This is a genomic window from Sporosarcina cascadiensis, from assembly GCF_009650995.1.
GTDB classification, from domain to species: Bacteria; Bacillota; Bacilli; order Bacillales_A; family Planococcaceae; genus Sporosarcina; species Sporosarcina cascadiensis.
The window spans coordinates 206523-227660 of sequence record NZ_WHVV01000003.1 but is presented as its reverse complement, the minus strand read 5'-3'; the positions used below and the strand labels follow the sequence as shown (position 1 = coordinate 227660).

Annotated in this window: 19 protein-coding genes; 6 read left to right on the top strand and 13 right to left on the bottom strand. The window is 45.3% G+C overall.

The features are described 5' to 3' along the window. Window positions 1-33: 33 nt before the first annotated feature. The 5 genes from gcvH to GDZ68_RS05005 all read right to left on the bottom strand — a co-directional run bounded on the left by gcvH (window position 34) and on the right by GDZ68_RS05005 (window position 6463). The gene (gene gcvH, locus GDZ68_RS05025; protein ID WP_153721166.1) at window positions 34-417 is read right to left on the bottom strand and encodes a glycine cleavage system protein GcvH; all 384 of its coding nucleotides are present in this window, start codon (window positions 415-417) and stop codon (window positions 34-36) included. A 78-nt stretch (window positions 418-495) separates the two neighbouring features. Beyond that, window positions 496-855: an arsenate reductase family protein gene (locus GDZ68_RS05020; RefSeq protein WP_153721165.1), complete on the bottom strand. Its 360-nt coding sequence runs from the start codon at window positions 853-855 to the stop codon at window positions 496-498. Between the two features lie 145 nt (window positions 856-1000). Next, on the bottom strand, window positions 1001-2800 hold the full coding sequence (locus tag GDZ68_RS05015; protein WP_153721164.1) for an acyl-CoA dehydrogenase family protein: 1800 nt from the start codon (window positions 2798-2800) through the stop codon (window positions 1001-1003). A gap of 39 nt (window positions 2801-2839) precedes the next feature. Next, window positions 2840-4015, bottom strand: a complete 1176-nt coding sequence (locus GDZ68_RS05010) for an acetyl-CoA C-acetyltransferase (RefSeq protein WP_153721163.1) — start codon at window positions 4013-4015, stop codon at window positions 2840-2842. 27 nt (window positions 4016-4042) lie between these two features. After that, a complete protein-coding gene (locus GDZ68_RS05005; RefSeq protein WP_456242903.1) occupies window positions 4043-6463 on the bottom strand; it encodes a 3-hydroxyacyl-CoA dehydrogenase/enoyl-CoA hydratase family protein in 2421 nt (806 codons plus the stop codon). A gap of 178 nt (window positions 6464-6641) precedes the next feature. Between GDZ68_RS05005 and GDZ68_RS05000 the strand changes: the two genes are divergently transcribed. Next, window positions 6642-6962, top strand: a complete 321-nt coding sequence (locus GDZ68_RS05000) for a thioredoxin family protein (protein WP_153721161.1) — start codon at window positions 6642-6644, stop codon at window positions 6960-6962. Between the two features lie 56 nt (window positions 6963-7018). Beyond that, on the top strand, window positions 7019-7534 hold the full coding sequence (locus GDZ68_RS04995; RefSeq protein WP_153721160.1) for a C39 family peptidase: 516 nt from the start codon (window positions 7019-7021) through the stop codon (window positions 7532-7534). Here the strand turns inward: GDZ68_RS04995 and GDZ68_RS04990 are convergent. Then, window positions 7523-8401: a 5'-3' exonuclease gene (locus GDZ68_RS04990; RefSeq protein ID WP_153721249.1), complete on the bottom strand. Its 879-nt coding sequence runs from the start codon at window positions 8399-8401 to the stop codon at window positions 7523-7525. The genes GDZ68_RS04995 and GDZ68_RS04990 overlap by 12 nt on opposite strands. Before the next feature lie 123 nt (window positions 8402-8524). Here GDZ68_RS04990 and GDZ68_RS04985 point away from each other — a divergent pair, with 123 nt between their 5' ends. Together GDZ68_RS04985 and GDZ68_RS04980 are read left to right on the top strand one after the other, a co-directional pair. Continuing rightward, window positions 8525-9016 (top strand): hypothetical protein, encoded by a 492-nt coding sequence (locus GDZ68_RS04985; RefSeq protein WP_153721159.1) that lies wholly within the window; start codon window positions 8525-8527, stop codon window positions 9014-9016. A gap of 44 nt (window positions 9017-9060) precedes the next feature. Next, window positions 9061-9651, top strand: coding sequence for a hypothetical protein (locus GDZ68_RS04980; protein WP_153721158.1), 591 nt, complete (start codon window positions 9061-9063; stop codon window positions 9649-9651). Between the two features lie 90 nt (window positions 9652-9741). On the opposite strand, the gene GDZ68_RS04975 is transcribed toward GDZ68_RS04980, so the two are convergent. Then, a complete protein-coding gene (locus GDZ68_RS04975) occupies window positions 9742-10317 on the bottom strand; it encodes a uracil-DNA glycosylase (RefSeq protein WP_153721157.1) in 576 nt (191 codons plus the stop codon). Window positions 10318-10438: 121 nt separating this feature from the next. Further along, window positions 10439-11647 carry an MFS transporter gene (locus tag GDZ68_RS04970; RefSeq protein ID WP_153721156.1) on the bottom strand — a complete coding sequence of 403 codons (1209 nt, stop codon included), beginning with the start codon at window positions 11645-11647 and terminating at the stop codon, window positions 10439-10441. 475 nt (window positions 11648-12122) lie between these two features. On the opposite strand from GDZ68_RS04970, the gene GDZ68_RS04965 reads away from it, so the two are divergent. Beyond that, the gene (locus GDZ68_RS04965) at window positions 12123-12563 is read left to right on the top strand and encodes a cell wall hydrolase (RefSeq protein ID WP_153721155.1); all 441 of its coding nucleotides are present in this window, start codon (window positions 12123-12125) and stop codon (window positions 12561-12563) included. A gap of 368 nt (window positions 12564-12931) precedes the next feature. Next, window positions 12932-14068 (top strand): CapA family protein, encoded by a 1137-nt coding sequence (locus GDZ68_RS04960; RefSeq protein ID WP_153721154.1) that lies wholly within the window; start codon window positions 12932-12934, stop codon window positions 14066-14068. A gap of 224 nt (window positions 14069-14292) precedes the next feature. On the opposite strand, the gene GDZ68_RS04955 is transcribed toward GDZ68_RS04960, so the two are convergent. The 5 genes from GDZ68_RS04955 to GDZ68_RS04935 all read right to left on the bottom strand — a co-directional run bounded on the left by GDZ68_RS04955 (window position 14293) and on the right by GDZ68_RS04935 (window position 20998). Next, on the bottom strand, window positions 14293-15651 hold the full coding sequence (locus tag GDZ68_RS04955; RefSeq protein WP_153721153.1) for an S-layer homology domain-containing protein: 1359 nt from the start codon (window positions 15649-15651) through the stop codon (window positions 14293-14295). A 113-nt stretch (window positions 15652-15764) separates the two neighbouring features. Beyond that, a complete protein-coding gene (locus GDZ68_RS04950) occupies window positions 15765-16838 on the bottom strand; it encodes a S26 family signal peptidase (protein ID WP_153721152.1) in 1074 nt (357 codons plus the stop codon). Beyond that, window positions 16835-17332 (bottom strand): sigma-70 family RNA polymerase sigma factor, encoded by a 498-nt coding sequence (locus GDZ68_RS04945; RefSeq protein WP_153721151.1) that lies wholly within the window; start codon window positions 17330-17332, stop codon window positions 16835-16837. The genes GDZ68_RS04950 and GDZ68_RS04945 overlap by 4 nt, the downstream gene beginning before the upstream one ends. 19 nt (window positions 17333-17351) lie before the next feature. Further along, complete coding sequence (locus GDZ68_RS04940; protein WP_153721150.1) at window positions 17352-18620, bottom strand: polysaccharide deacetylase family protein; 1269 nt, start codon at window positions 18618-18620, stop codon at window positions 17352-17354. A 107-nt stretch (window positions 18621-18727) separates the two neighbouring features. Next, window positions 18728-20998, bottom strand: a complete 2271-nt coding sequence (locus GDZ68_RS04935; RefSeq protein WP_153721149.1) for an S-layer homology domain-containing protein — start codon at window positions 20996-20998, stop codon at window positions 18728-18730. Window positions 20999-21138 lie beyond the last annotated feature (140 nt).

The following is a 21138-nucleotide window of genomic DNA, read 5'->3' as shown; positions in this document are numbered from 1 at the left end:
AAGCACCGGAACATCCCGGCGCTTTTCGTTTTCTTATTCGCCAGCTGTCATTTCATCGTACTGCTCAGCTGTCATTAATTCATCAAGTTCAGCTTTATCTGCAATCTCCACAACGATCATCCAAGCACCTTCATATGGAGATTCGTTTACAAGTTCAGGGCTGTCTTCTAGATCTTCGTTCACTTCTACAACTTTACCTGTTAAAGGAGCGTACAATTCAGAAACAGTTTTTACTGATTCAACGCTTCCGAAAGGCTCGTCTGACTTCACTTCGTCGCCGACTGAAGGCAGTTCAACGAAAACGATATCTCCCAGCTCAGACTGTGCGAAATGTGTGATCCCGATACGGTATTTACCGTCTTCTTCTTTTACCCACTCGTGCTCTTCTGAATAACGTAATTCTTTTGGTGTGCTCATGTCTTAACCTCCAACGATTATAATAGTTTATCTATAGTTAGTTTGCCATAGTTCCGAATGAAAGACAAGATTCCCGTTTTACTTTGACCATGTTTCTGTAAAAGTATCTTCATTAAAGCCGACTGTGACATGATCTCCGTCTGTAACGATCGGACGCTTGATGAGCATGCCGTCTGAAGCAAGCAAAGCAATCTTTTCATCGTCTGACATCGAAGGAAGTCTGTCCTTTAATTGAAGCTCTCTGTATTTCATTCCGCTGGTGTTAAAGAATTTTTTCATTTCGAGGCCCGAGTTTGCAATCATTGTCCGCAGCGTCTCTTCATTTGGAGGCTGCTCCGCGATATTATACTCTTCAAATGAAATCCCTTCGTTCTCCAGCCACTTCTTGGCTTTGCGGCACGTACCGCATTTAGGGTAACCATAATAAATAACTGTCATATGTAATAACCTCTCCTTTTTCGTCAGTATATCAAACAATTGTTGTGTCTTGCTAATTTTGCAGTGGAATTCCCGTTAAGGCTTAGTATATTACCAAAAACAAAACGCCCCGTATCAAACCGGAGCGCTTCATTATTCATTCACATCAAACGATAAACTTCTCAGCTTCAATCAGCTTATCAGCCGCTTCACGCTTCTTCGCAATCAAGTTATACGGATTGTTGCGAGTCAATTTGCGCAATGCAGAGATCATCATGCGTTGGTTGTCGCCGTCCACTGCTGCAAGCAATGTTTCTTTTGCTGCCGCTTCAATGCGTCCGAACGCTTCTTGACAGAAAATCTGTGTATATAGAAGCTTCTGGTTTTCTTTCTCCGCACCGTTTTTGTTGATTGCTTTTTCCGTACGAAGAACTGCAGACTCCATACCGAATAAATCATTTGCAATATCTGCGATGTTCACAAGAATTTCCTGTTCCTGATCAAGCTTGGTGCCGTAGCGCTGTGCAGCAAGGCCTGCCACCAGGATACCGATCTTCTTCGCATTTTTCACAAGTACTTTTTCCTGTGCCAGCGGCTCGTCGCCGACTTCTTCCGGCATCATGGAAAGCAATTCTTCCTGCAAAGCCTGCGCCTGCTGAAGCAATGGCAGCTCGCCTTTCATTGCTTTCTTAAGGAATGTACCTGGAACGATCATCCGGTTGATTTCATTCGTACCTTCGAAGATACGGTTGATACGGGAGTCGCGGTAGATGCGCTCTACTTCGTATTCCGCCATGAAACCATATCCGCCGTGAATTTGAACCGCTTCGTCGACGATGTAATCCAGCACTTCTGAACCGACAACTTTGTTGATGGAACACTCAATCGCATACTCCGCGATGGATGCTGCTACTTTTGCTCCGTCTTTTTGCTCTTCAGGGCTCATTGCAGCGTTGTGCTCTTCAAAGTATCCGACTGTACGGTAGATCAAGCTTTCCGTAGCATACAGCATGGAAGCCATCGTACCGAATTTTTCTTTTGTCAGGTTGAACTGAGAAATCGGCGTGTCGAACTGCTTACGTTGGTTCGCATATTTGATAGCCAATTCAAGTGAACGCTTCGATCCTCCGATTGTACCTACTCCAAGCTTATAACGTCCGATGTTCAGGATGTTAAATGCGATGACGTGTCCGCGGCCGATTTCACCAAGCAGATTTTCAACTGGGACCTGAGCGTCTTCAAGGATTAACGTACGTGTGGACGATGATTTGATACCCATCTTCTTCTCTTCCGGCCCTACTGAAACGCCAGGGAAGTCTTTCTCCACGATGAATGCTGTGAACTTATCACCGTCAATTTTTGCATAGACAACGAATACATCAGCAAATGCAGAGTTTGTGATCCATTGTTTTTCACCGTTCAGTACATAGTGTGTGCCTTCAGCATTTAATTTAGCTGTAGTTTTTGCTCCCAATGCGTCAGATCCTGAGCTTGGCTCTGTCAATGCATAAGCAGAAATTTTCGCTCCGCTGGCAGAGTTCGGCAAATACTTCATCTTCTGTTCGTGATTACCGAATAAAACGATCGGCAATGTACCGATCCCGACGTGTGCGCCGTGAGTGATCGAGAAGCCGCCGGCCAGCGACATTTTTTCAGCAATCAATGCAGAAGTAACTTTGTCCAGTGCAAGACCTTCATACTCTTCTGGAATATCTGCAGCAAGCAGACCAAGGTCCCCCGCTTTCTTCAACAATGTTACGGAGTGTTCAAACTCATGGTTTTCAAGCTTTTCGATCAACGGTGTAACGTCGTTTTTCACGTACTCTTCCGTTGTCTTTGCAATCATCTTCTGCTCGTCTGTGAAATCTTCCGGTGTGAAGACGCGGTTTGCGTCCATATCCTCAGTTAAAAATGCTCCACCCTTTACGAATTCTGTCATTTTAGTACCCTCCATAGCTTTAGTCATCTATACTCCCCCTGTTTCTCCCATTTTTCCTTACTGGACTTATAGTACTTCGAAGACCCCTGCAGCACCCATTCCGCCGCCGATACACATCGTCACGACCCCGTACTTCTTGCCCTGGCGCTTTAATTCGTTAATTAATTTCAATGTCAACACTGTACCTGTCGCACCGAGCGGGTGGCCAGTAGCGATAGCTCCGCCGTTAACGTTCACTTTGTCTGTATCCAGTCCAAGAGTCCGGATAACCGCCAGTGACTGAGATGCGAATGCTTCATTCAGCTCCCACAGATCGATATCTTCAATAGATAATCCCGCGATCTTCAATGCTTTCGGAATCGCTTCGATCGGCCCGATCCCCATGATTTCAGGCGGTACGCCGCCAACTGCGAATGAAAGGAATTTTGCCATCGGTTTCAAACCGCGCTTTTCCGCAAGCTCGGAATCCATTACGAGGACAGTTGCCGCTCCGTCAGATGTCTGAGAAGCATTACCTGCTGTAACAGAACCTTTCGCCGCGAATGCCGGGCGTAATTTGCCAAGTACTTCCGAAGTCGTTCCCGGACGCACGCCTTCATCCATTTCAAACAGCGAAGTTTTTTCTTGATACTTGCCATCTGGACCGACAAAGCGTTTTGTCACTTCAACCGGTACGATTTCATCAACGAACTTTCCTGCTTTGATTGCAGCTTCTGCACGTCTATGTGATTCTACAGCGAATGCATCCTGGTCTTCACGTGAGATTTCATACTTCTGTGCCACTTGCTCAGCTGTATGCCCCATTCCCATATAATATTCAGGTGCTTCTTCTGCTAATTTAACGTTTGGACGGATCGTATTCCCCATCATTGGAATCATACTCATGGATTCCACACCGCCAGCAATAATTGCTTCTGAGTGACCGAGCATAATGCGTTCTGCCGCATAGGCAATCGTCTGCAATCCTGATGAACAGAAACGATTGACCGTTACAGCAGGCGTTGTATCAGGCAAGCCTGCCAATGCGCCGATATTTCGCGCCACGTTATTCCCCTGTTCTGCTTCCGGCATTGCACAGCCGATGATCAGATCATCAATCGGCCCATCATAATTTCCTGCACGTTTCAATGTTTCCTTTATCGTCAACGCCCCGAGATCATCCGGACGGACAGTTGCCAAAGAACCTCTTCCCGCTTTTCCAATCGGTGTTCGAGCACCGGCTACAATTACTGCTTCGCGCATTCTGTTTCCTCCTTTATCATCTACCTGTCAGTTACGTAACGGTTTGCCCTTCACAAGCATATGCTGCATACGCTGCTGTGATTTCGGCTCTGCCACCAAACTCAAGAATGCTTCACGCTCAAGATCCAGCAAGTACTGCTCATCAACAAGTGTACCGAACGGAATCTTACCGCCTGAAATGACATGAGCTAATTTCTTCGCAATCTTCAAGTCGTGATCGCTAATAAAGCCGGATAAGTGCATACCTTCTGCAGCCAACAGCAATGTTGCATAGCCCGAATCGCCCGTTACCGGAACTTTCGCCTTCTTCGGCGCTACATAGCCTGCTTCATATAATGAAAGTGCCGCTTGCTTCGCATCGTAAATCAGGTGGTCTGGATTGAAGCTGATACCGTCTGCAAAATCCAAGAAGTTATTTTCTCTTGCTTCGTCTGCAGATGTCGAAACTTTCGCCATTGCGATGGATTCGAATACTTTATTCGCAACGTTCTGGTAATCAACCGGCACGCCGTTCGGAAGACCTTTCAGATGCTTCTGATACAGATTGACGTTTCCGCCGCCGCCCGGGATCAGCCCGACGCCTGCTTCTACAAGCCCCATATATGTTTCAGAGGAAGCCTGAATATGTGCAGCCGGAAGACAAACTTCCGCTCCACCGCCGAGTGTCATCTGGAATGGTGCAGCGACGACCGGCTTACTGCTGTATTTAATTCTCATCATCGCGTTCTGGAATGAACGGACTACGAAATCAAGTTCAAAGATGTTATCATCCTGTGCTTCCATCAAGATCATTCCAAGGTTTGCACCGACACAGAAGTTTTTCCCCTGGTTACCGATGACAAGGCCTTTATAGTTCTGTTCCACTTCATCAATTGCGTAGTTGATCATTTGTGTGATATCCAGTCCGATTGCATTCGACTGTGAATGGAACTCCAGTAATGCAATGCCATCGCCTAAATCAATTAGACTTGCTCCGGAATTCTTTTTAATAACGCCATGTTTCTTCTTGTAGCTTTTGAGATTGATCTCTCTCTCATTTACTTTTACCTTTTGGTAGTCTGTACCGTCAAAGTAGTAAAGCTCGCCGTCTTCCTCTTTATAGAAAGTTTCATAGCCTTTATCCAGTAACGACTGCACAAATGAAGGAATCTCTTTTCCTTCTTCTTTCAATCGCTCAACTGATTTGCGGACACCGATTGCGTCCCAAATTTCGAATGGTCCCTGAGTCCAGCCGAAGCCCCACTTCATGCCGTTATCAATCGCTACGATATCGTCTGCGATTTCGCCGTGAAGCTCAGCGGCATACAGCATAGGCGGAAGAAGTGTGTTCCACAGAATCTCTCCTGCACGGTCTTTCGCATACACTAACGTCTTCACTTTATTGGCAAGACCTTTTTGCTGTTTTGCCGCATCTATTGAAGGCGCTTTCATTTTCTGGGCAGGCCCATATTCCATCGTCTTCAGATCAAGCTCAAGGATTTCGCGTCCTTCTTTCTTATAGAAGCCTTGCTTCACTTTCGCACCGATCCAGCCGTTTTCAACCATTTTCACTACCACTTCAGGAAGATCGAATACTTTTTGCTCGTCACCTGTCGTCTGGTCATAAACGTTTTTCGCAACATGCTGATACGTGTCAAGTCCAACTACATCAAGTGTGCGGAATGTCGCCGACTTCGGACGTCCGATTAATGTACCTGTAATGGAATCGATCTCACCGATTGAATAGCCGCGTTCGAGCATTTCATGCAATATTACCTGCAGGCCGTACGTTCCAATCCGGTTTCCAATGAAGTTCGGAGTATCTTTCGCAATAACCACTCCTTTACCAAGTCGGTTTTCACCAAACTCTGTCATGAAGTCTATTACTTCAGGTGAGGTTTTTTGTGTAGGAATGATTTCTAGTAATTTTAAGTATCTTGGTGGATTAAAGAAGTGCGTTCCCAGGAAATGTTTCTGGAATTCTTCCGAACGGCCTTCCGACATCGCTTCGATACTGATACCGGATGTATTGGAAGTAACAATTGTACCCGGCTTGATCACGTTTTCAACTTTCTCATATAGACTCTTCTTAATATCCAAGTTTTCAACGACTACTTCAATAATCCAATCTACTTCAGCAAGCCGTTCCATATCGTCCTCAAAGTTACCCGGTGTAATTAATGATAAGTTTCTCTTTGTTGTAAGAGGAGCTGGTTTTTGTTTTAATAACTTCTCCAACGCCGTCGCAGCAAACTTATTGCGGAATCTAGGATCCTCAACCGTCAGCCCTTTTGCTTCATCATCGGCACCCAATTTTGGTGGAACGATGTCCAGTAAAAGAACAGGTATTCCGATATTGGCTAAATGTGCTGCAATACCTGAACCCATCACACCAGATCCTAAAACTGCCGCTTTTCTAATTTGATAAGTCACGTGCAATCCTCCCTTTATCTTTGAATGAACACTCATTCATTTATAGCGTAAAAAAAATACGCGTTGCTTATAGATACTAGTGTAAATCATTTGAAACTATTTCGCAATATTTAAATCAGAAATAGTTTTACTTTGCAGATTTTTTTGAACAAGCATTAAAATACCCAACCTACAGGAAACATTGTACACTATCTATTGAATGGAGGCGATATAAATGAAAGAAATTAAATCCACAGAAGAATTTAATGAACTAATCGCGGGTGATAAACCGGTACTTGTAAAATTCGAAGCCGATTGGTGTCCGGACTGTAAACGTATGGATATGTTCATTGATCCGATCGTCGAAAAGTACGATGCGTATTCATGGTATGAAGCCGATCGTGATGTTCTCCCTGAAATCGCTGAAAAATACGAAGTGATGGGAATCCCGAGTCTGCTGATTTTCAAAGACGGAGAAAAACAGGCTCACTTACACAGTGCAAACGCAAAATCACCCAAACAAGTGACAGATTTTCTGGATGAAGTAAAAATTTAATGAAAAGCAGCGCTGACTTCGGTCAGCGCTGTTTCTCAATACAGGAGGTGCCCGGCTTGGCAAGATTCATAGAGGTTACAGGTAAATCGCAGCATGATCACGATATTCAGCCTAAGTACCGGGCTTCAGCATGCGGCCCTGTCACCGCATATGTGCTGCTGCGCCATCTTTTCCCTGCGCAACAGGCTCCCGACATCAACAAACTGTACCGCCGGCTCGGCGGAACAAAAATCGGCTTGCCTGCATGGCGCTTCGTACGTAAATTAAACCGTCTTCTCGGTAAAGACTGGACCGTTGAAGTATGTACAATAGACGAAGCCATGCAACAGCTGGACGAAGGGCGCCCTGCAGCGGTGAAATTCGATAAATGGTTCCGTCTAAAATGGCGCGGCCGTTTTTCATTCGATTACCACTGGGTTGTCCTGGTAGGCTATGAATATATAGAAGGTAAACTCCATTTACTTGTTCAAGACAACGGCGGCAAAAACCGTCCAAGCACTGTCCGCTCCGTACCTTATCAGCTGAATGAAAGCATCCTGACGTTCGTCAAAATCGAGCCGTCAAAACGGTGAAACAGGTAATCCCTGCCGAGCGATCAGAGAATAGCCCTGCTGTTCCATCAGTTTGGCCGTTTCCTCAGTGAATGCAGGAATCGTCAACTGATCGAGCCGATCATCAAGCGTTAATTCACAATGAATCTCCGCCAGTTCTCTCGACAGCATCAGCATCTCTTCATCTGTCTCAATCTTTTTACGCACGCCTGCAGCCAACTCTTCTTTGGCTGCGAGTACCCCGTCCACCGAACCGTATTGTTGAATCAGCTTCAGAGCTGTTTTCGGACCGATTCCCTTCACTCCCGGATAGCCGTCACTAGAATCTCCTGTAAAAGCTTTCATATCAACAAATTGCCCAGGCGTGATTCCATACTCTTCTATAAAACGCTGTGCATTGTATTCATCATACTGTGTGTAGCCTTTTTTTGTTAAGGCAATGGTCACATCGGGCCTCAACAGCTGCAGTAAATCCTTATCACCCGACACCACAGTGAATTTGGCTTTCTCATTCCACGACTTAATCAGCGAACCAATCAAATCATCTGCTTCCATATTCGGAATCCCGTAACTCTTCCATCCTAATGTTTCCGACACTTCCCGTGCCATATCAAATTGCGGAACAAGCTCAGGCGCCGGTGCCGGCCGGTGCGATTTATAGTCTGGAAATAATTCATTGCGAAACGTCTTGGAACCCATATCCCAGCACACCGCCAGATGCGTCGGCTGAAATATGGAAATGGCACTCATCGTGTGACGTGCAAATCCCTGTACGCCATTCGTCGGCACATTATAAGCATTCGGAAAAAACTGTCCGCTATGTGCCGTCGCAAAAAAAGATCGGAATAACAAAGCCATCCCGTCAATTACTAAAATATGCGGTTTCATTTCATTCAATATGATCCACTTCCTTTTCTTTAGTGTATCACAGCAGCAGATCCAGTGAAGAGAAAGTCAAACGGTGCAGCCGCTGCATATACTATTTCGAGACAGCATAGAAGGAGTGATGTTTTGAATCAACGTGATGAATATCGACAATACCCTCCAAATCAGCAGCCGTATCAGCAAGGCTCAGGATTTAATTTTCCAGGCTGGAATTCACCTTCCCCTGCTCAGTTATTTCCTCCTTGGATGCAAAGAATTCCAGGTTTCCCCGGCCAGCAAGACTCTCAGTGGTTTCCCGGTTCTCCTGGATTTCCAGGACAGCCGAATTTTCCGAATCAGCCGGGCCAAGGCAGCCAGGCGGCAGCGCCTACTTCGCCTCCGCCAAACCAAGTACCGAGTTACCCCGAATTCCAGACATTTGCAGTTGATCCCGGAGCAATCTCCGGTTGTTTATTCCGGTTCACATACGTCTGGACTTCTAGGTTCAACGGATTCTGGTTCTACCCGACATTCGTCGGCAGAAACTCTGTCGCAGGTTTCCAGTGGAATTCACGAAGGTACCGATGGGAGTACTTAGGAATTGACTTACAACGTATTGATGCATTTCGCTGCTTCTGAATGAAATGAATACGCTGCACACAATAGAAAGAAGGAGTGATTTTTTGAATCAGCAAGGCGAAAATATGTGGTACCCGCAGTTACCTGAAGGTTATCCAGGACAGCAATTTGAATCCCATCATCATACAAATCATTACCCGCAATACCAACCAAATCAACAAGGATGGCCGGGAGGACCGGGTTCAAGCGGCATGCCGGGCTATCCGCCTCCGGGGCAATCCTACCCGCCATGGCAGCAAGGACATCCAGGCCAATATCCAGGTTATCCAAGTCAGCAGCCAGGGTATCCTGGGCAGGGTTATCCGGGATATCCGCAGCAGCCTGGCTATCCCGGTTCTCCAGGACATCAAGGCCAGCCGGGTAATCCCAATCAGCAAAGCGCACCGACTTCAGCGCCGCCAAGTCAGACACCCAGTTATCCGGACGCACAGCTGCGTGCAGTCGATCCCGGCGGTATAGCAGGATGCCTGTACCGTTATACGTATATATGGACTTCTAGAAATAAAGGGTTCTGGTATTATCCAACATTCGTCGGCCGCACATCAATTGCAGGCTACCGATGGGATCCGCGCCACTATCGATGGGAATATTATGGGATGGATTTGAAGAAGATTGATTCATTTAGATGTACGTAAAAAAATCCTGGCGGAAATTCGCCAGGTTTTTTCAATGAGGCAGATTGCCAATAAACCAAAAATCAAAACAGCAATGAGTACCGCATACATTTACCGCATCTGCCGAAACTTCTCGGCTGCGAATGATAAATCTTCGGCAAACTTCGGATACAGATTGGGTCTGCGCCGGACAGCAAGGGGATGGTATGCCACAGCTGTTTGATACCCGCCGACATCATGCCAGCTGCCGCGCAGCGATTTAACATCGACTTCAGGATTTTTGAAGAAAGATTGAACTGCCACATTACCCAGGCATATGATCAATAAAGGATTTTGATTCATCAGCTGTTTTTCCAAATGATGCTTACAAATGGAACGGACCTGCTCTTTATCATATTTCCGTACAGGTCTTCGCTTTAAAATGAAGGTAACGTAGATGGTGTCTTTTGATAAACCGACTTCATGAAGAGCCTGCTGTAACGTTTGGCGTGTTCCGCAAACCATCGGGTTCCCCTCACGGTCTTCACGGGCGCCCGGATTATCCAAAATTACCAGAATGGGTGCCCGTGGATTCCCCTCTCCCCAAACCATCCGGGACCCTTGACGATAAAGTCCGCACTCCCGGCATTCCAATTGTTCTTTTGGCGTTGGGTCTTCGGGCCACACCTCACAACTAAATGAATTCATTAACCTCACACTCCTGATACTTTAGATTCCCCTAAGCACTTGACTCTATTCAAGTAACAGAAAAAACACCTCCCATGTGTGCCTCTATGTGCACGTTACTGGAAGGTGTCTTTCTAACTGTTCATATCGCGTGATTTACTTGATCGTCATTCCCTTTTTTTAACGTAAGCATAGCCAGGAAGGACATGCAGTACAAGCCTGCCAAATATAGCATCGCAACTTTCATATCGTAACTCTGCAAGATGAAGCCAACCAGAATCGGTGAGAATCCGCCTATCGCTCTGCCGAAATTAAAAATAGTATTGGTTGCTGTACTCCGGATCTGAACAGGGTACAGGCCGCCAATCAATGCCCCGTATCCTGCAAACATTCCATTGGAGAAGAATCCTACGATTGAACCCCCGAGTAAGACACCGACACTTCCGGTTGCATAGGAATATAAAAACACAGCACATGCTGAAGCGATGAGAAATAGACCGAATGAACGCTTTGTTCCAAACTTATCAAGAAATATACCAAACGTCAGCATTCCGATAATCATGCCCACCGCCGTACTGATTGTCCAAAGTGCAGAGCTGGAAACAGACAGCCCTTGTGACTGCTGCAACATGGAAGGCAGCCAGATCATCAATCCGTTATACCCCGCAATTTGAACGGTCGCCATTACAATTAAAGTGAGGGTCGTGAATGTGATTCGGGGTGTTTCAAATAATTGCAGCAACTTTCCCTTTTCTTTTTTCTTCACTGCGGTTTTATTTTTTTGAGCAGCCAGCCATTCCGGTGATTCATCCAAATTCCTTCTGACAATAAAAGCGAAGATGACAGGAATGACACCGACAAAGAATAATGCCCGCCATCCCAGCGTCGGCAAGATCACTGCACTGATCAATGCAGCCAATATCACACCATACTGCGCTCCGACACTGACATAAGAAGAAGCCCTTCCCTGTTTATTCTTTGGCCAGGCTTCTGCAACGAGGGCCATGCCGATTCCGTATTCCCCTCCGGCACCAATTCCGGCTATTAAACGGAAGACGTAAACTTGCTCAATACTCGTGGCTAATCCCGTCAGTGCTGTGCCGATCGCAAATAGTAAAACGGTATATGTAAATACTTTAACTCGCCCGTATTTATCCGCTAAAATTCCAAATACGATACCGCCAAACAACATTCCGATATTCGTTACGGATGAAATCAGTCCGCCTGTTGCCAAGTCGATGTGGAATTCTGCGATAATCATAGTCATGGCAAAAGAAATAAACATGATGTCCATGCCCTCTAAAGTTAAACCTGTTACCGATGCCACAACAGTTTTCTTTCGATACTCCATTCTGTCTTCCTCCAGTATATTCTAGATGTTTGCTTCTTTTTACAGATAGAATGGATAAATGGATCCTATTCTTCTTTTCCGCCTCACGGGACGTCCTTTAAAAGAAGATGCTGCTGTTGCACGTTTCTGATAATTGGGCAAATTAAATACCCTTCCGTCGAAGAGGACAAAAGGGTATGACTAAACAAGCTAACCATATACAATTGCTCTTTTCGGCTTCTCTGAACCGTGTTAAAAGAAATATATTTCCGTTGTTTATTTTAACAAATGATATTTTGAATATCCACTAGTAAATTTTTATTTTTAGTGACATCCAACCATTTGCATCACGGCTAAACTTCTGCGTCACGGTCCTGCTGGAAAAACAGGACTTCTACATATGCAAAAACGATTTTGTATTTGTCTTCCTGTTAACTTTCAGATAAACTGACATCATTATGGCGGACTTCACATAAAATATGGTTGAGGTGAAAAAATGCCAAGAGTTAAATACAGAGATTCAGACATTGATTTAATGGCGAGGATGATGCGCGCTGAAGCTGAGGGCGAAGGGAAACAAGGAATGCTGTATGTCGGCAATGTTATTGTAAACCGGGCGATAGCAGACTGTTTGGATTTTAACGATGTGAGAACGATTAATGACGTCATTTTCCAGATACAAGGCGGGAATTATTCTTTTGAAGCGGTGCAAAAAGGAAATATGTTTTACCAGCGTGCAAGAGAGACCGAAAAAAGGCTGGCCAAACAGAATTTAGATTCATGGAGACAGCATCCGGCGCAGTATGCACTTTGGTACTTTAATCCATACGGCCCCTGCCCTCCCACTTGGTACGGCCAGCCGTTTACAGGGCAATTCAAAAGTCATTGTTTTTATGAACCAGTGGCAGGTACTTGTGAAAGTGTTTATATGGGATAAGTAGTATTTCATTAGGAACTCTCAGCTGTAATGATGCAATGACACTGGAGAATGGCATGTTGTTTGTTGAGTAGAAGTAAGAAGACGTTTACATCAGCCTGTCTTCCGGCCAATTGTAAACGTCTTTTTTATTCATTCTTGAGATTCCGCAAATCATACCTCTTTCTGATCTGATTTTATGTGAAGTTCCTAAAAGTTCGTACAATGAATAGATCATAATCGAGAGCACCTTCTATATTTATTTACCATATGGTATAATCAGGTGATTTTAGCAGCAGAGGGAAATAATTATTAAAAAAAGAAGTGTGGGTATAATTTCCGTGTACTTAAAACGTGACAATCCCACATCTTGATATGGGGAGTGGAACGTGAAGACAAAATGGCTTGTCGCCGTCATGTGTACGACCTGGGTCGTATGCGGTTATCTTTTATGGAATCATTGGACAGAAAGAGATCGTTCTCTTTCTGCTGCATGGGTAAAAGATAAATCTGAAAGTAACAGCATAAAAGATGAGAATAATAAAGTAGAAGAGAATGTAGTGCAGCGTGTTGAAAATACAGTTGTGACCACAGCAACCATCGGCATGACTGGCGATGTGCTCCTGCATTACCCCATTTACACGTATCCAAGTTTTGACTTTGCGTTCACCGAAGTGAAGGAGAAGCTAGCGGACATTGATTTCTTGCTGGCCAATCAGGAATCCATGCCGGCAGGTGTTGAACTTGGATTGTCGACTTATCCAATATTCAACAGCCCGAAATACATTATCCGCGACCTGCAGGAAGCAGGCGTGGACATGATTTCAATGGCCAATAATCATACATTGGACAAGGGTGAAATCGGCGTAATGAAATCTATTGAGCATGCGAAAGAATATGCGATGCAGTATGTAGGCGCCTATAATTCATTTGAAGATCAGGAGACCTTGAGGATAGTCGAAGTGAACGGCATACGGATCGGTGTGCTGGCCTATACGTACGGAACGAATATCGAGCCTGTCCCGCCCGGCAAAGACTATTTGGTCAATTTGATCGACTATCAGAAAGTTGCTGACGATATTTTGCGAATGAAACCGGCTGTCGATGTCACCGTTGTCTCTCTACACTGGGGTCCCGAGTACAGACTGCAGACATCACAGGCACAGGATGAACTGGCTCAGTATATTTCGTCTGCGGGCGCTGATATCATTTTTGGACATCATCCGCACGTCCTGCAACGTTACGGGGAAATCGGGGAGACAAAAGTGTTTTTCTCTCTCGGCAATTTTTATTCGGCCCAGCCGTATGAATATACGAATTTTGGTGGGATTGCACGGTTGACCGTGACGAAAGAAAAGACAGGCGATATATCAAAGGTGACCATTGAAGATCCACGATTTTTCCCGACTGGCGTCATAAAAGATGAACAGAATCGCTTTAAAGTCGTGCCCTTGGAAAATGCAGGTCATGCGATTACGTACACTGAAGGCTGGGTGGAAAATCATGTGGGTGTGCCGAAGTGGTAGATTTACAGAAAAATAAACAGGCTGCCCTGAGAATTTCAGAGCAGCCTGTTGTGTTGAATTAATTCGCGGCCGGCAAATCTGCAGGAGCGCGAAAACAGTTGAGAAACGAACCAAAACACTTCTGCACCGAACCAAGCATGCCGGCCGCCGCACATTTACATCGCTGCAGCGCGCCAAACCAGAGAGACTGCGCACCTAGAAAGCCTTCTGCCGCACCAATCCTCCTATTTCTTCAGCACATGCTTCTTCCCATGGGAATCCGTTACGATTAACTGCGTGTCAGTAACTTTCATATCTTTTGCAGTTACATTTAAAATTCTGCTCGTCGTATCATCCAGCAAGCTGTACTTGTAAACGCCTCTTTTATTAAAATAATACAATGTGGAATGATCATACAGCACCGAGCTGTTATTCTGACTCACTTGAGCATGCTTTGGAGAAAACCTTACATCATCAAAGATCACACGTGCTTCAAAAGAGTATTCTTCTCTCTGGTCTGTGCCGTCCATTGCGGTCGAATAAAGCACAAGCGGATCATCCAGCCACTTATCAGGATTGAAGGTGTTATCAAAATAGCGCTCTTTATTTTTTTCATTTGTATAGAAAATCCGGTCGTTCCAGATAAACATATTGCGGAACGTAAATCCGGAAGGCTGGTTCATGAGTGTCAGGTTCTGCCCGGTAGTTGTAATTTTCATCAGACCGTAAGAAATTGGCAGCTCACTCATCTCCCCGACAGAATACCAATAAGGAATGAAAATATCCTCATTATACAAAACCAGCTGGAAGCCAGGCAGCAGGAATACTTGAAACGTATCATCCCTTGGAGCGTCATACGTACTCATGACGACTTCTTCTGCTCCGCTTTTCCTATTCTTTTTGATCAGTTTATATGGATGCTCACCAGAAGCTACCGTGTACATCGAGCCATTCTGTTCGACTGTTTTACCCTTCTGACTGACATACGAATGATAGTCGCTGAGTTTCATCGAATCATCCATCGCACGAACAAGAAATGCCGAGAACTGTGCACGTGTGACAGATTCCGACGGCATATACTTGCCTTTCGAACCGCCCGCAATCCGCTGTTTCGCGATTCCGTTAATGTCCTGGTATGCCCAGTGCGCTGGTGTGACATCTATGAATGTCGGCTGTTTGTCGAGCGGCATATCGTACGCCCGGCGCAGGATGGCGGCCATCTGAGCCCGTGAAGTTTGTTCGCCCGGTCGCATGAATCCGTTATCTCCGCGCATGATTCCCTTTTCATTGACCGTTGCGAGAATCTGGTAGTATGGAGAGGTTTTCGCAACGTCTTTAAACTGAACGGATGTATTTTCCGTCAGAGGAATCTTCAAAGCCTTAATAAGCATAGCCGATGCCTGTGCTCTGGTAATCGGCTGGTTCGGTTTGAACGAGCCGTCTGGATAGCCTCCAATGATATTCCGCTCGGACAAATACATGATTTCATTCTTTGCCCAGTGCGTGTCTATACCTGAAAATTGTTTTGCAGCCTGCGCCTCAAATGGCCCAGCTGAAAAAACGAGCAGTGCAGCCAGCAATACGACGGCCAGTTTATTTTTCAATATACTTACCTCCTCTAGTCATTTCTCCAATTCAACTTAGAAACCAGACCGGCTAATCTATATCGCGAGCGGTTGGTTGACGGCTTTTGATGCCGGCCCGGTCCCATCGTCTATCAGTCTTCCAGTTGCCAGTGTCCCGAATTCGTGTTCATTCCCATTTTGAACACATGCTCCGCGACACCCTGCCGTCCATATTGATAACGGATTTCTACTTGATCGGCTGAAATAGCTGTCTCGGTCCGGTAGGCTGCTTCCAGAAACAGCTCCGCTATCCGACTGGACTGCGCCAGCTCTTCAGACCCCGGAAGTTTGTTTTCGCCTAGCAGCTGATCATATAAATACAAATCAAACATTTGTTCAGGCGAGTACTCACTGCGCAGATCCCCTGATAAATAATCCAGATAAATGGAATCACCGCCTTCCTCTGAAGCAATGCCTGCCACTTTCCCATAAATCTTATGGACAGGTGTAATCGTCGCTCCCTGTATCGTTTCACTTGCCGGGAAATGATTCAGCAAAAAGTATTCCCGCGCATTCAACAGCTGATCATAGCCTCCTGCGATCTTGACTCCCATTTTTTCATAGCGCTCCATAATATCGGACTTCTGAAGCTTCCCATTGATCTTCAGCTGTCCGTCTTTCAGAACGACACGGTCTCCCGGCACCGCAATTACCTCATAATAGGCATCCGCATAAGTCGGCAAGTGACTCGATGTATTGGTCATCGTGCGTACGATATCTCCAGCTTTATAGACTACCTCGTCATATAAATTCGCCTGGCGCTCAATCACTGTATGATACGAATCGGAACTTCCTTTCAATGAAAATCCTTCTTGATCCACATAATACAACCCGTCTACTTTCTCAAAATTCGGCAGCTCGGCAAACTTCTCATAATCCACCGAAGACAGCTGCTGTTTTTTCTGCAGCGCTGAAATTTCCGCCAAATCATCCAACGGATCATATGGCGTGCCCCGGCCTTCGTCAGAAGAAAGCTGATTTAAAGGCCCGATGGTAAGGAAAAGCAACAGAGCAACGACGGGAATTGCCGCGCTGACGAATAGGACAGGCCATGAACGCTTCCTGACTGATGATTGCAATTCATCTCGCACACGCTGTTTTATCCGGCGTTCCTGCTCCGATGTATCGCCCATCATCTGATCGAGTTTATGTTTAAAATCACTCACTGGTTCACCACCTCCTCTTCTTCAAAAAACCCCTTCATCTGCTGTTTCGCACGCCGAAGCCTTGTTTTCACCGTGTTTTCATTAAGCTGCAAATAATCGGCTATTTCTGCAATGGACTGCTCGTCATAATAAAATAGAATTAACGGCTCCCGGTAGTTCAGCGGCAGCTTGAACAGATTTTTCTCCAATGAAGCCAGACGTTCCTGTTCCAGCACGATTTCATCCGCTCCTTTAGTAGAAGTGAAAATCGTTTCAAACACGACATCTTTTTTATACTTCCAGGAGCGAAGATAATCTTTTGAGCGATTGGCTGTCATTTTGGTCAAATAGGTTTTCAGTGAAGCTTCGTTTCGAAACTGGTCACTCTTCTGAAAATACGTGACGAATACTTCCTGCACGATATCCTCCGCTGTCGACCAATTCTTGACGTATAAATAAGCGATGCGCACTAAATAACGCGAATGCTCATTCATCAGTTGATCTATTTCATTCATGTGCGCAAATCACTCTCTTCTATGGCCATGTCATATTCCCGTCTACATACGCAGCAAAATCTTCAAATGACCTTTTTTCGGTTATGCCAAATCGGTTCACTTCATAATTCGACTTATCCATATTTGCATATCCTTCGGTTGTTGTAAAGCCGATTAATAATCCGACTTCTTTCGCCGCTGCAACAAATTCTTCATTATATTGTCCATATGGATAGGCCAATGAAATCGACCCTGGGACTAATTTCAGATTATTTTGCAGATCCGCCACGATTTCTTCTTTCATACGGTGCAGAGCAAGACCTTGCCGGTCACTGTTCAGTTGATGCAGATCATCGGTATGCGCTTCAAATTTAAACACATCTTTCATCTCAATCAAATCATCAGCGTTGACATATTTCAGTAATTCCCCGCCGGCAAACGTCGGCGCATGATGCCCTCTATCCAGGCGCGAGGATATAATATGGTGAAGAGCGGTAAATCCATATTGCTTCAAAACTGGATATGCATATTCTTTTGATGATAATAACCCATCATCAAATGTGATAACAATTGCTTCGTCCGGTACCACAAGTCGTCCCTCCAAATAATCATAGAGTTCACGGGACGTCAGTGCAGTAAAATGATGTTCCGCCAAATAGTTCATCTGACGTTCAAAACTTTCCAATGAAACCGTGCTTAATTCGGTAGTCATCAAATCACGCGGCAGCACCTGATGGTATACAAGCACTGGCAGCCCTTCATCAAATTCAACGGACTGCTTATGTATGTATCCCGGACGTTCCCCGATTTTGATGATATACCAATCTCCCTGCTCCTGTACGACGGGATAACGAAAGCCATCTTCCAGCTGTATCAATATGTCACTTTGCAGGTCTGCTTTTTCATAGACAATCGTCTGACGATTCGTTTTAACTGCACCTAGCCGCTCGATATTCTTTACAGTTTGCAGCTTCCGTTTTTCCACATTTGCCTGCCCTTTGCGGACATACGCAGACATTTTCCCCAAACGCAATTCGTAATAATCTTCATCCTCGCCCATAATCGCAACCGGCTGACCGGCTTGCAGTTCTCCAATCTTCACTAATGTGGTTTCTCTCATATACATCGGCTGACGTTCCTGCAATATCAATACGTTCTCAAACTCTGTTTTTGATTCATTTTGGATCAGCTGTGCAAAAGCTTTCCCGTGCTGTGCGTTGAAAAAAGGCAGCTCGTGCAGCAGTCCGTTACCCGCAGACCATAAAAACAATCCCCCAAGTATCAGCACCCCAACTATAATTCTCTTCATTCTCTTACCTCCGCTTTCATTCAGGCACCGTACAGACGGAGATATTCAGAAAAAGTTTCAACTCTTTCAAAAATATTTATCCAACGTAGAATTACTGACGTTTTGCGTCAAAGTGCGTCGGTATGCTCTATTCCTGCAGGCAGCAAGCCGGACATATGGATTCGTTCCAAACCTTCTTTAATCTTCACAGTATACCCTTTTCTGTTTTCATTCATATAGCCGGCTTTTGAACGAATCATCCGCTCAAATACAGCTGATTTTGTCTTATCTGCAGCCAGCCAGTTTTCATAGGAGTAAATTAAATCTTCCAGTGTTAAATGTGTATAGTCTCTGCCGGCAAACTCCCCGTCAGGTGCACGTTTATACCAGATGTCTCCGTCATCCCTGATCCACGCCTTCTCTTCCAGCTGAATCGCTTGCTCAATCGCACTGGCCGTCTCCAAATAGACAGGTTCTCCAAACTCCTGATAGGCCAATAAAAGAATATTCATCCCGCCGAGCAGATGATTCATGGAAGTATGCGTGCGCACTTTCTGCTCCGCCGGGAAGTAATCGGGTATATAATAGGCATCTGAACTCACTGCAGTGACGTTTCCCTGTTCCTTCTGCTGAACGAGCAAATCGGCATAGTTTCGTAAGCCTTCATTGTAATCTGAATGTCCAAAAGCTTTTCCGCCTTTGTACAGGAACAGCGCAATCTGCTCATTAAAACGGGTATCTACAAAGGGGGCGGTGATGTCATATAAGTCCTTAAGATAGGTGCTTGTCACTTCCGTTTCCCAGAACGTATTATTTCCTCTGAATTTCGCTAAATTGGTGAATGAATTATGCAGCAGATCTTCGTAGTAGCGTTCCTTTGTCTCGTTGTACAGCAGCATGACGCGGTCTTCTTTCATTAATAATAAATTGCGGCCGTAGCCGTTTCCTGAAGCGGGCATCGGTTCGATGGTGACAGCCATTTTATTGAAGGCTCCCGCAGCGGTATACCAATTATTCCGTTTTTTATAGTTCATGACCGATTCATGCATCCAGGCGTCTCTGCGTTCATTTGTCGAAAACAGCTTATTGGGAGAAGACAAAGTCCATTGATCGATGATGTCCCGGCCCTGTGAAGCCAATTCAACTACAGAGACACGCGTAGTTCCTAATAAAATACTGCTGTACACATCCTTTTCATCCAGCAATTCACGGGTATGGCTTGATGCGCCTTGAGCGTACTTCATCTCTAATTCACGGGAACGGTAGGATTTCCCGATCATTTCCTGACTCATACCCTCTTCTGCTGCTGTTTCAAGCATACCGGCTGGAACCGTCGTCAAATCAGCCCCAAACGTTTCATCCGTTTCTTTTTTCATGGGATATTTATCAAATGACTCAAGTGTACTTGACGTTACCCCTTCTTCAATTTGGATTAGATCCGCCCGCACCGGAACAGCCTGCGGATTTCGCAACTCGGCGAATACGAAGTAATCACCGTTCGGCAGCTCTCGTTTGGTTACCGTCAACATAACGGATTCCAGCCTGCCCACACCATATTTGTATATTTGATCTGTTGCATGCGGGTAGGATTGCGTTTGTTTTGTCAGCAGTTGTAAAGGTTGGTCGGAACGCAGATACGTTTTACGGTCGTCAGCCAGCGGCAATACTAAAAATTGTTCAGTATCTGAAATGAAATCAAATTCTCCAATCGTTTCTGTTTCATGGAACGTAACGGCTTTTCTCTCCGCCAATGCGCCCGATTGAATCATTGCCCTATGTATGAATACTGCGAATGTCCCTCTCGTTACAGGTGACTTCGGATCAAATGACCCATCCGCTTTCCCCGTGGTAATTCCATGCTGTTGCAGGATTTTCACGTTATCTTTGTGAGAAACACTGATTGCCCGGTCATCTTTAAAGATGGCAGCGGCCCCCGTATCTTGTAAGTCAAATGCCCGGACGATGACACTCGCCATTTGCTCACGTGTCAGGAGATCGCCGGCTCCGAATGTGCCGTCCGGATTTCCGGTAAATATGTTTTCCTGATACATGGCCATCGCTCCGAGTAAATAGGCAGATTTTGGTGTGACGTCTTTAAATACAGGCTGATATGGCGTTTCTGGCATGTTTAATGCATTGGCCAATAAATTAGCTGCCTGCCCGCGTGTAATGTTGATGTTTGGTCTAAATTGAAGGTCAGGATAACCCGTGATGATTCCCTCTTCCGCCAGCCGGGTAACTTCCTCTTTTGCCCAAAATGTATTGTCTATATCCGAAAAACGCTGTGTTTGAAATTCTGCACCGAAATTCAGCCGGGGCAGTCCGATGAAAATGAGTAAAGTAAATAGCAAGATGATGAAAAGAAGACTCCGCATTTTTTTGAATAAGATTCCCAACATATAAAATCCACTCCGATGCCTTTCATATTCAGAAGTACATAAACGGGTGTTTTTACTCCTGTTTTCAATTAGGCAACGTACAGACGGAAATATCCGGAATTAGTTTCAACTTTTTTGAAAGCTCGAAAACGACAAAAAAC

Bases quoted from the DNA above. Each gene is read 5' to 3' on its own strand.
- GDZ68_RS04990 (WP_153721249.1), bottom strand. From the start codon at position 8,401: ATGAAACCGCATATTTTAGTAATTGACGGGATGGCTTTGTTATTCCGA.
- GDZ68_RS04975 (WP_153721157.1), bottom strand. From the start codon at position 10,317: ATGAATTCATTTAGTTGTGAGGTGTGGCCCGAAGACCCAACGCCAAAA.
- GDZ68_RS05005 (WP_456242903.1), bottom strand. From the start codon at position 6,463: ATGAGTGTTCATTCAAAGATAAAGGGAGGATTGCACGTGACTTATCAA.
- GDZ68_RS04945 (WP_153721151.1), bottom strand. From the start codon at position 17,332: ATGAATGAAATAGATCAACTGATGAATGAGCATTCGCGTTATTTAGTG.
- GDZ68_RS05015 (WP_153721164.1), bottom strand. From the start codon at position 2,800: ATGACTAAAGCTATGGAGGGTACTAAAATGACAGAATTCGTAAAGGGT.
- gcvH (WP_153721166.1), bottom strand. From the start codon at position 417: ATGAGCACACCAAAAGAATTACGTTATTCAGAAGAGCACGAGTGGGTA.
- GDZ68_RS04935 (WP_153721149.1), bottom strand. From the start codon at position 20,998: ATGTTGGGAATCTTATTCAAAAAAATGCGGAGTCTTCTTTTCATCATC.
- GDZ68_RS05010 (WP_153721163.1), bottom strand. From the start codon at position 4,015: ATGCGCGAAGCAGTAATTGTAGCCGGTGCTCGAACACCGATTGGAAAA.
- GDZ68_RS05000 (WP_153721161.1), top strand. From the start codon at position 6,642: ATGAAAGAAATTAAATCCACAGAAGAATTTAATGAACTAATCGCGGGT.
- GDZ68_RS04970 (WP_153721156.1), bottom strand. From the start codon at position 11,647: ATGGAGTATCGAAAGAAAACTGTTGTGGCATCGGTAACAGGTTTAACT.
- GDZ68_RS04940 (WP_153721150.1), bottom strand. From the start codon at position 18,620: ATGAAGAGAATTATAGTTGGGGTGCTGATACTTGGGGGATTGTTTTTA.
- GDZ68_RS04965 (WP_153721155.1), top strand. From the start codon at position 12,123: ATGCCAAGAGTTAAATACAGAGATTCAGACATTGATTTAATGGCGAGG.
- GDZ68_RS05020 (WP_153721165.1), bottom strand. From the start codon at position 855: ATGACAGTTATTTATTATGGTTACCCTAAATGCGGTACGTGCCGCAAA.